This is a genomic window from Asticcacaulis sp. (assembly GCF_020217185.1).
GTDB lineage: Bacteria > Pseudomonadota > Alphaproteobacteria > Caulobacterales > Caulobacteraceae > Asticcacaulis.
Map to the genome: position 1 here is coordinate 1 of NZ_JAIWNX010000032.1, position 10,000 is coordinate 10,000.

The 10,000-nt window shown below is 61.9% G+C and carries 8 protein-coding genes; 4 read left to right on the plus strand and 4 right to left on the minus strand.

The features are described 5' to 3' along the window. The coding region (locus LDL37_RS01505; RefSeq protein WP_290793300.1) for a glycine zipper 2TM domain-containing protein at positions 1 to 309 on the plus strand (309 nt) is incomplete at its 5' end. A gap of 193 nt (positions 310 to 502) precedes the next feature. Here LDL37_RS01505 and LDL37_RS01510 read toward each other — a convergent pair. Further along, the gene (locus LDL37_RS01510; protein WP_290793302.1) at positions 503 to 1,681 is read right to left on the minus strand and encodes a glycosyltransferase; all 1,179 of its coding nucleotides are present in this window, start codon (positions 1,679 to 1,681) and stop codon (positions 503 to 505) included. A gap of 145 nt (positions 1,682 to 1,826) precedes the next feature. Here LDL37_RS01510 and LDL37_RS01515 point away from each other — a divergent pair, with 145 nt between their 5' ends. The 3 genes from LDL37_RS01515 (at position 1,827) to LDL37_RS01525 (ending at position 5,650) form a co-directional block, all read left to right on the plus strand. Beyond that, positions 1,827 to 3,050 (plus strand): hypothetical protein, encoded by a 1,224-nt coding sequence (locus LDL37_RS01515; RefSeq protein WP_290793304.1) that lies wholly within the window; start codon positions 1,827 to 1,829, stop codon positions 3,048 to 3,050. After that, on the plus strand, positions 3,037 to 4,293 hold the full coding sequence (locus tag LDL37_RS01520; protein ID WP_290793306.1) for a hypothetical protein: 1,257 nt from the start codon (positions 3,037 to 3,039) through the stop codon (positions 4,291 to 4,293). The genes LDL37_RS01515 and LDL37_RS01520 overlap by 14 nt, the downstream gene beginning before the upstream one ends. Positions 4,294 to 4,432: 139 nt before the next feature. Continuing rightward, a complete protein-coding gene (locus LDL37_RS01525; RefSeq protein ID WP_290793308.1) occupies positions 4,433 to 5,650 on the plus strand; it encodes a hypothetical protein in 1,218 nt (405 codons plus the stop codon). A gap of 33 nt (positions 5,651 to 5,683) precedes the next feature. Here LDL37_RS01525 and LDL37_RS01530 read toward each other — a convergent pair whose 3' ends face one another. The 3 genes from LDL37_RS01530 to LDL37_RS01540 form a co-directional block, all read right to left on the minus strand. Continuing rightward, complete coding sequence (locus LDL37_RS01530; protein ID WP_290793313.1) at positions 5,684 to 8,473, minus strand: valine--tRNA ligase; 2,790 nt, start codon at positions 8,471 to 8,473, stop codon at positions 5,684 to 5,686. 89 nt (positions 8,474 to 8,562) lie between these two features. Further along, the gene (locus LDL37_RS01535) at positions 8,563 to 9,114 is read right to left on the minus strand and encodes a DUF2497 domain-containing protein (RefSeq protein WP_126424045.1); all 552 of its coding nucleotides are present in this window, start codon (positions 9,112 to 9,114) and stop codon (positions 8,563 to 8,565) included. A 242-nt stretch (positions 9,115 to 9,356) separates the two neighbouring features. Further along, positions 9,357 to 10,000, minus strand: a 644-nt coding sequence (locus LDL37_RS01540; RefSeq protein WP_290793311.1) for a TolC family protein, incomplete at its 5' end; no start/stop codon positions are given.

The window sequence follows — 10,000 nt, forward strand, 5'->3', positions numbered from 1 at the left end:
CGCAGCTATTCGGAAGCCTGCGCCGAGCGCAAGACGAATAACAAGACCAATGGCGCGGTTCTGGGTGCCGTTGCCGGTGCCGCCGTCGGTAACGGCGTCTCGGCCCGCAACGCCCGCACCGAAGGGACTATTCTGGGCGCCGTCGTCGGCGGCCTGATCGGGGCCAAGGTCGGCTCGGACAACACCCAGTGCCAGTACTATGGCAGCCGCGACCGTTACGATGACCGTTATGACCGTCGTGACCGTTATGACGACCGTTATGATCGCCGCGATCACTACGACCGTTACGACCGCCGCGATCGTTACTAACCCCCTCCCCATTCTCTGATTTCAGAGGATATCCGGGTCCACTGACGCCCTGCACCTTCCCCCCTTGGTGCAGGGCGCTTTTTTTATTCTGATAAGCAAAAACTGAAAAATCTCGAGGGGCCGCCCCAAGAGATTTTTCTCGATATGGCCCGAGGAAAAGTACCCGGCTTGCCGGGCAACTTTTCCTCGATCATTAGTTGGTCCCTTTTTTCTGGTTCCAGGCGAAGGCCTTGGCCCCCCAGTAGTTCCACACGCCGCTGAGCAGCGCCGCCGAAATGCCGGCTGCGAACCAGTGAATGCCGAAATAGTCCTTCAGCAGGATCGCCACCCCAAGGCTGAGCAGCGCCCCGATGGAACAGGCGAAGTAGAAGCCCAGCAGACCGGTAATCATCGGCCAGCCCTTCAGGCGCTTGTCGCGGAAGGTCAGGACGTTATTGATGTAGAAGTTCCACGTCATCGACAGCCAGATGGCCAGACCGTAGTTGATGATGTCGTCGTAGCGCACCTGGTAGCGATAGAGGGGCAGGCCGCCATCGACCCGCAGCAGCGAATGGCTGAGCGCGAGAATTATCGCATAGACGAACGCGCCCGACACGCCGACCAGCCCGAACAGGACAAAGCGCGCCGAGATGATGCCGTTGGTGGCCTTTTCGATCAGCAGCGCGCCGAGGTCGAGCACGACGCGGATATCGAGCTTGGACTCACCGCCCTGACGCTGACGCAGAGACGCCTTCACCTCACCGAAGCGCGGGCGCACCTTGGTCGAGGCCACCAGATCGACCAGAATCTTGAAACCCACCCCGGTCAGGTTGGGACGCGCGGTTTCGTACCAGTCGCGCGTCATCATGAAGCAGCCGCTCATCGGATCGGTCAGGGGCGCCTTCAGCACCAGACCGGTAGCCAGCGTCGCCGCCTTGGAACCCAGATCACGGATAAAGCTCAGGCCCGTATCCGTCTTGCCGATATAGCGCGAGGCGCAGACCAGGTCCTTGTCGCCTTTGAGGATCATGTCGGCCAGGGCGCGGATGGCCACCGGGTCGTGCTGACCGTCGCCGTCCATAATGCCCAGCACGCGACCGCGCGCCATGTCCCAGCCGCGGATAGCCGCGGACGACAGGCCGCGCTCACCCTTGCGCACATAGAGGCGCACGCGCGGATCGCTCTTGCCCAGATCGCTCACTTCGGCGGCGGTATTGTCCTTCGAATCGTCATCGACGACGAGGATTTCATAGTTGAGGCCGCTCAGGTGTCCGGCGATCTCGGTGATCACGCTGCGGATGGCCGCGCCTTCGTTCAGCGTGCAGATGATAAGGCTGAGATCGGGCGCGGCAGCGTCCGGGGCTTTGTCAGCGGCAAAATTTGCGTCTGGCAAAAACAACTCCTGAAACTTATGGTGCGGGCCTGTGGCCGTGTGGGTCGCGGTATATAACAAACTTTTGATTTGGCATAGCGGCATCAAAATGGCGCTCCGCCGAAGCGGCCTTGAGCGGAGGCTACGGGGCTTTTTTGAGGTGTGGATGAAACGGTTTCCCCCGACGGTGCGTATCGGACTGATTGTCTTCGTCTTTTTCCTGCCGCTGCTCTCCGGCGTGTTGGGCAAGATCGCCAAATCCCACGCCTGGTTCGGTGATTATCGCGCCGTGGCCTGCGGCGCGCAGAAGGTCATTGACGGCGGCGCGCTGTACGATCTCAACCTCAAATGCGAGGCGATGGAGGGCACGACGGCGGTCTATGTCTATCTGCCCGTCGTCGCCGAAGCCTTTGCCGGCGTGATTCGCCTGATCGGTCAGGACGGCCTGATCTGGCTCTATGGTGCGCTCTATGTCCTCAGTCTGGCGGTATTGCTGGGGGTGATTTACGCCCCTCGGCCCAAAACGGGCGCAGGACCTGAGCCCACCCTGCTCGACAAAATCCCCTTTGCCGCCTTCCTGACCGGCAGCGCCGTGGTGTGGGGCAATATCGCCGTCCTGTGCCACGCGGCGGTGCTGGCCTCAGCGCTGGTCGCCAAGCGCTATTCGTGGCTGTTCGCGGCCGTGGTCGCCCTGTGCGGCGTCATCAAGCCGGTTTTCCTCACCTATCTGCTGGTGCTGCTGTTTATCGACCTGCCCCTGTGGAAGCGGCTCGGCTGGTCCGCCATCGCGGCCATTGCCGGGCTTTTGCCCACCGTCCTGTTTGCCACCGAAGGCTCGGCCCTGTCGCAAAGCTGGCGCGCCACCCTGTCGGGGTTTGTCTATACGACCACGCCGGGCGAAAGCTTTTACGGCTGGCTGGGCCTGTTGGGCCTGCGCGGCGACAGTATAGCGGCCAATCTGGGCTGGCTGGTCTTTGCGGGTCTGATGGCTTTGAGCGGGCTTGCCATCGCCGAAGGGCTGAAACTCGACACCCGCGCCCGCATCTGGCTGGGCCTCAGCCTTGGCGTCCTGACCATTCCGCGCCTGATGTCGCAGGACGTGTTCCTGATCGGCGTCGGGCTGGCCTATATCGCGCTCTATAGTCCGTCCCTCCTCGCAACCTCCAAACCCTTAAGCGTCCTGAAGGATCGCGGCCGTACGATTCTGACCGTCATCTGCGTCTTTTGCCTTATCGGCGGGGCCGCCGAACTGGGCGATTTCACCACGCGCATCAGTACGTTACTTTTAAGTCTTTACGTTCTGACTGTGGGGGCCCTGACCTTTGCCCAGCGCCGCGACGCCATCCTGACCGCTCTCCTCTTCCGAAAGTCTGCCCGTGTCCCTGACTGAATTTTTCCGCAAGCCCCGTCCCGACGCCCTGACGTGGTTGCAGGCGCACACGCAAAAAAAATCCACGCGCTTCTGGTTCCTCTTCCTGATCAGCTTTTCGGTGGTCAGTCACCTGCTGGGGCGTCTGGTCAAGGGCAAGTGGTGGATGAACGACTTTGACGCCCTGATCTGCGGGGCCGACTATATGCGGCGCGGCCTGTCGCCCTATGCCTACGAACCGGCCTGCGAAGGCCTCAAGGCCGCGCCCTACGTCTATGCGCCGCAGATTGGTGAATTCCTGCGCCCGATTATCGAGGTGACGGGGTTGACCGGGGCGCGCTGGCTCTATGCGCCGTTTCTGATCGCCGCCCTGCTGGTCATTGCATGGTACGGGCTGAAACGGAGCTTCCCCAACCTGCCGCTGCATATCCGCCTGCTGGGCTATACGATCGTCTCTGGCTCAGCGGTATCGTGCGGCAATATCGCCGTCATCTGCCACGCCGCCGCCATCGGCACAGCCCTGATGATCCGCCGCACCCGCCTGCCCTTCCTGCTGGTCGTGCTGGTGTCTTCGATCATCAAGCCGGTCTTCCTGACCTATCTGATCGTGCTGATGTATGATGCGCGGCCCCTGCGCTCGCGGCTCGTGTGGTCCGCCGCCGGGGCCGTCATCGGCATCGGCCTCTATGTGTGGATCAGCCGCACCGCCGGGCCGCTCTATGAGGTGTGGCAAAAGACCATCTACGACATCACTTTGATCGAACAGCCGGGCTATACCCTGCTCGCCTGGGCCGAATGGGTGGGCCTGACCATAGATCATCCCGCCACCCTGATTGCCTTTGCCATCTATTTCCCGATCATGGCGCTGGCCGGGCTTCTGCTCTGTGATCTGGGCAAGCTCAGCCTCGATACGCGCATCCTGATCGGGCTGGGGATGGCGCAACTGATCAATCCGCGCATGATGTCCTACGACATGCTGTTCCTGCCAACCATGCTGGCGGCGGTCGTTATGGTGGCGCGCGATTACGGCGAGCGCACCTTCTCTAAGGTATCGTGGACGTTTTTGTGGATCGGCGTCGCGGGCTTTTTCATGGCCGTCTTGCCCATCAAGGACTTCAAGCCCGCCGACATCATGTCCCCGGCCTTTGTCGCCCTTGTCCTGTGGGTCAGCCTGATCGTGATCCGGCAAAACAAGGATATCATCCAGCAAACCCTGAAAAATCCCAAGCCTTTTCTGGGTGATATTATACAGGGACGCCTGTAGGCCCAGACACCAAAAAGGACCGGAAACGACATGATTGCCCGGTTTTTGCCACGACTGCGAACCGCCGGACACACAGTCTCCTTAGTTTCATCCATATGAGCGGCGACCTGTCTTTTCTTTCGATACAGAGAGAAAAGATATGGCCCCCAGTCCCCGCCTGACGCACCTGCCCCCGCTGTGGTGGGGCGTTTTATGCTCGCTTCCGGTTTTGGGGGGACTGGCCGGGCGGTTTGTGCGGGGTACGCCGGGCTTTGAGGACTTCGATGCCGTCACCTGCGCGGGCCTGACCCTGCTGCAAGGCGGCAATCCCTATGATCTCGCGCCATCCTGCGCGGGGTTGAAAAGTGCCGTCTTCGTCTATGCGCCGCCGGTCGTCGAAGGCGTGGCCTTTGTGATCGCGCATCTGGGGGCCGACGGATACCGGCTGCTGTTCGGTGGTCTGTGGGTGCTGGCGCTTTGCGGGCTGAGCGCCTATGCCGTCAAATTCGCCCTGCCGGAGGTCGATATCCGGCTGAAACTGCCCTTTCTGGCCCTGTTTACCGGCGGCTGCATCGCCTGCGGCAATATCGCCATCCTGCTGCATGGGGTGGTGCTGTTGGGGGCGCTCAGCCTGCCGCTAAGGGTGTGGCCGTTTGTGCTGGCCGTCTCCGTCGTCAGCATGATCAAGCCTGTCCTTCTGACCTATCTGATCGTTCTGGCCTATATGGACCGGCCCCTGCGCTGGCGCATGGGGTGGACGGCGGCGGGCGTCGTGGCGGGCCTGAGCCTCAGCCTGTGGGTGCTGCACAGCCCTTCGCCGCTTACGCCTCTGTGGAAGGACACCCTGTCGCAGGTGGTGCTCAGCGACCAGACGGGCATCAGCTATTTCGGCTGGCTGCACAGTTGGGGCATAGACAGCACTTCACCGGTCGCCCTGTCGCTTCTGCCTGTGGTGATGGGGACACTGGCCCTTTCGGGTCTGGCTCTGGCGGAACTGGGCCAACTCAGCCGAAATGAACGGCTGGTTCTGGGGATGGGGCTGGCGCAGGTACTCAATCCGCGCCTGATGGATTACGACCTGTTGCTTGTGGTGCCCTTTGACGCACTGCTGGCGCATCTGGTCGCGCGGCAAGGCGGCCGCTGGGCCAGCGTCAGCGCGTGGGGGCTGATCGGCCTGACCGGGAGCATACTGGTGCTGAACGAGATCGAGCAGCGCGCCATCCTGCCCGTGCCCCTGAGCCTGCACCTGATCAGCCTTGTAACCGTCGCGCTGGCCGGCACGCTGGTGTTTCAACAGCGGGCACAGGTGGTGCGTGCCGTGGCGCGCTTCCTGCCGCTGCGGGGCAGACGGCTACCGCCCCTGCCCGCCGCAGAATGAAAAAAAAGCCCCGGTGTGCGCCGGGGCTTTGGGTTACAGGGCCGCTTTCAGCCGTTCCAGCGCCGCCGACAGGCGGGCCTTGCCATCTTCGGCGTCTTTCAGGCGTTCCTGATTTTCGGTGATCACCTCTTCCGGGGCCTTTTTGACAAACTCCGGGTTGTCGAGCTTGCGCCTGGTCCCTTCGATGGTCTTGTCAAAGGCGGCGATGTCCTTGGCCAGACGCGCCGCCTCGGCCTTCAGGTCGATGAACTCCGCCACGCTGAGATTACCGGTCGCCTCGGCGATCACGAAGGGCACCGAGCCGACAGGGGCCGTTTCGGCCATGCCGACCTCGCCCAGACGCCCCAGGAAGAGGATCAGGTCGCGGTGCGTGCTCAGCCAGCCCTGCGTCTGCGCCCCGGCCCCGGTGAGAGTCAAAGGCACCTTGGCCGAGCCCGGCACGTTCATTTCCGAACGCACGCTGCGCACTTCGGAAATCAGCTCGATCAGCCAGTTGATCTCGGTATCCGCCGCGGCATCAATCGCCGCCGCGTCATAGACCGGCCACTGTTCGACGATCAGGGAATTAGCGCGACCATCGGTTGCCGCCCACAGTTCTTCGGTGATGAAGGGCATGACCGGGTGCAGCAGGATCAGGCACTGATCCAGCACCCACGCCGTCATAGCGCGGATTTCGGCCTTGGCCTCGGCATCTTCGCCGTTGAGGATCGGCTTCGACAGCTCGACGTACCAGTCGCAGACGACGTTCCACACGAACTTATAGAGCGCATTGGCCGCGTCATCGAAGGCGCAGGCTTCCAGCGCTTCGGTGACGATCTTCACCGTCTTGTGCGTCTCGCCACGGATCCAGCGGCTGAGCGTCAGCCTGACCGACGACGGGTCGAAACCGGCCACCGCCGCACAGTCGTTCATCTGGGCAAAGCGGTGGGCGTTCCACAGCTTGGTGCCGAAATTGCGATAACCTTCAATACGTTGTTTGGCCAGCTTGATGTCCCGGCCCTGCCCCGACATGGCGGTCAGGGTGAAGCGCAAAGCGTCGGCACCGAATTCGTCGATCAGCACCAGCGGGTCCATCACATTGCCCTTCGACTTCGACATCTTCTGGCCCTTCTCGTCGCGGACAAGGGCGTTGATAAAGACGCGCTGGAACGGGGCCTTCCCGGTAAAGTGCAGGCCCATCATCATCATGCGGGCGACCCAGAAGAAGATGATGTCGAACCCGGTGACCAGCGTGTGGGTGGGGTAGAAGCGTTCCAGATCGCGCGTCTGTTCCGGCCAGCCCATGGTCGAAAACGGCCACAGGGCCGACGAGAACCAGGTGTCGAGGACGTCTTCGTCTTGCCAGATAGGCCAGACTTTTTCACCGTCGTTAGTCTCCGCCGCTAGCATAACCGCTTCGGTGTAGCTACCGACCACAACTACTTTCTCCGCATAGAGTTTTTCCGCAGCAGTAATGGCTTTTTGCTCGGACTCTTCGACGAAAATAGCCGGTGTTTGAGAATTATCCTTCTCAAAGCCAAACCATGCCGGGATACGGTGGCCCCACCAGAGCTGGCGTGAAATGCACCACGGCTCGATATTGCGCAGCCACTCAAAGTACGTCTTTTCCCAGTTCTTCGGCTCAAACACCGTGCGGCCGTCTTCGACAGCGGCCAGCGCCTCCTTGGCCAGTTCACCGGCATTGACGTACCACTGATCGGTCAGGAAGGGCTCAATCACCACGCCCGACCGGTCACCGTGCGGCACCATGTGCTTGGTCTTTTCGATGGCCTTCAGCCAGCCCTCTTCCTCGGCGCGGGCGATGATCGCCTTGCGCGCCGCGAAACGGTCCTGACCGCGATAGGCCTCTGGCACCTCGTCGTTCAGCGTGGCGAACGGCGTCAGAATATTGATCAGCGGCAGGTTATGCCGCTTGCCGACCTGAAAATCGTTGAAATCGTGCGCCGGGGTGATCTTCACCGCGCCGGAGCCTTTGGTCGGGTCGGCATAGTCGTCACCGACGATGGGAATGCGACGCCCGGTGATCGGCAGGATCACGTCCTTACCGATCAGGGCCTGATAGCGTTCATCATCCGGATGCACGGCCACCGCCGTGTCGCCCAGCATCGTCTCCGGGCGGGTGGTCGCCACGACGATATAGTCACGGGTCTCAAGGGTGTCATTGCCCTCTTCGTCCTTGACCGGATAGTCGAAGGTCACGCCGTCGGCCAGCCTATAGGCAAAGTGCCAGTAATGGCCATCGACCTCCTTCTGCTCGACCTCAAGGTCGGAGATGGCGGTCTGGAAATGCGGGTCCCAGTTGACCAGACGCTTGTCGCGGTAGATCAGGCCCTCTTTATAAAGCTGCACGAAGACCTTGCGCACGGCGGCCGACAGGCCTTCATCCAGCGTGAAGCGTTCGCGCGACCAGTCACACGACGCCCCCAGACGGCGCAACTGGCCCTGAATGGTGCCGCTGCTTTCAGCCTTCCACTGCCATACCTTTTCGACAAAGGCCTCACGGCCCATATCGCGGCGACCGACATTGCCGGCGGCGGCCAGTTGACGCTCGACCACCATCTGCGTGGCGATGCCCGCATGGTCGGTGCCGGGCAGCCACAGGGCCGCCTTGCCGCGCATCCGCTCAAAGCGCGTCAGCACGTCCTGAAGCGTGTTGTTCAGGGCGTGGCCGATATGCAGGCTGCCCGTCACATTGGGCGGCGGGATGACGATGGAAAAGGGTACGGCGCCTTCGTCCTCGCTCGGCTTGAACGCACCGGACGTTTCCCACATCTCATAGAGGCGCGGTTCAACGGTTTTGGGGTCGAAGGTCTTTTCCAGCATGGTCTTTTCGCGTGTAAGCATGAAACAGAAAGAGCGGCGTCCTTAACACAGGACGCCGCTCCGGTAACAGGTAAAAAAGCGTTTTGCGCTTAGCGGCGCGCCTGGCGGGCCAGACGTTCCACTTCCTCACGCACCGCTGTTTCGACGATGGCCGGCAGGTTGCCGTCCAGCCAGTCCTGCAGCATCGGGCGCAGGATTTCGGTCAGCAGGTCTTCGATCGAGCGGCCTTCGCGCGGCAGCAGGCTGGCGCTGGTCAGTTGGCCAAAGGCCGATACCGCGCTCTGTACCGTGCGCTCTGACACGAGGTGCGAAGTGGTCTCGTAATCGACGCGCGGAGCGGGTTTCGGCGCGGGCTTGGGGGCCACAGCCACCGGTTCCGGATCAAAGGCGTCGATATCGCCGATCGACACGGCGGGCTTCGGCGTCGCCACCGGTGTCGTCAGTTCCAGCACGTCCTCTTCTTCGACTTCCGGCTCATCTTCCGGTTCGTCAAAGGCGACTTCGGGTTCGGGCTCAGCCGCAACGACTTCGGGCTCAGGCTCAGGCTTGGCCTTTTCTTCCGGGGCATCGTCCTCGGAAATGATCCGGCGGATCGAGGCGAGGATTTCCTCCATCGTGGGTTCGTGGGCGGTTTCGGACATGTCGGTGAATCACTCGAAAAGGATAGTCTGTGCCATAAAGACACGGCTCAGGGGTTTTTGGCAACTGTTAAGCGTTCTTTATGCGCCCTATTTTCGCCTGACAGGCTCATTCCCCACCTGTCGGAATCATCACGATAAGTGTGCGGCCAACAGGGTTAACAAAATTTGAAGCCGATCGGCAAAAGAAAGGGCGGAAAGGCCTGAACCTTCCCGCCCGCCTTGGCTTTGAACCTGCGCGGTTATTAGCGCGTTTTCACGATCTCACCCGACGAATCGGCAAGGCCGTCCAGTGCACGGGCTACCGGCTCCAGAGGCGTCGCCCCCTTGTTCTTGACCGCGTCAAAATTCTTGGCCGGATCGTAGATTTCGGCCTGCGGCGTCAGGGTCCGGGCTTCGAGGTCGCCCATGACCGCCAGCACCTGTGAGGCGGCGACGTATTCGGCGCGCTGCGCATTGATCAGCGCCAGTTGCGCCTGACGCAGTTCCTGCTCGGCGTTCAGCACTTCGATATTGGTGCGTAAGCCCACTTGCTGCTCGTACTTGACGCCTTCGGCGGCGACGGTAGCGGCGCGCACCTGCTCCTGATTGGCCTGAGTCGCCGTGCGGGCGGCCGCCATATTGGCCCAGGCGGTCGAAACGTTCTGCACCACATTGCGACGCGCCAGCTCGACGCTGATCTTCTGCGCCGTATAGCCTTCGGTGGCCTGACGCACGCGCGACGAATTATAGCCGGCGCTGAACAGCGGCATGGTGAAACGCAGCGAAGCCGTGGCCGCGTCGCGCTTATCCAGATCCTTGAAATCATCGGTCGGCGCGCTGGTGGCGTAACCGGCCCCCAGCGTTACACGCGGCCCCAGACCCGACTTGGCCTGAGAGACGCGGGCGC

Excerpts from the sequence above, each read along its gene's own strand:
- LDL37_RS01530 (WP_290793313.1), bottom strand. The coding sequence starts at position 8,473 with ATGCTGGAAAAGACCTTCGACCCCAAAACCGTTGAACCGCGCCTCTAT.
- LDL37_RS01515 (WP_290793304.1), top strand. The coding sequence starts at position 1,827 with ATGAAACGGTTTCCCCCGACGGTGCGTATCGGACTGATTGTCTTCGTC.
- LDL37_RS01535 (WP_126424045.1), bottom strand. The coding sequence starts at position 9,114 with ATGTCCGAAACCGCCCACGAACCCACGATGGAGGAAATCCTCGCCTCG.
- LDL37_RS01525 (WP_290793308.1), top strand. The coding sequence starts at position 4,433 with ATGGCCCCCAGTCCCCGCCTGACGCACCTGCCCCCGCTGTGGTGGGGC.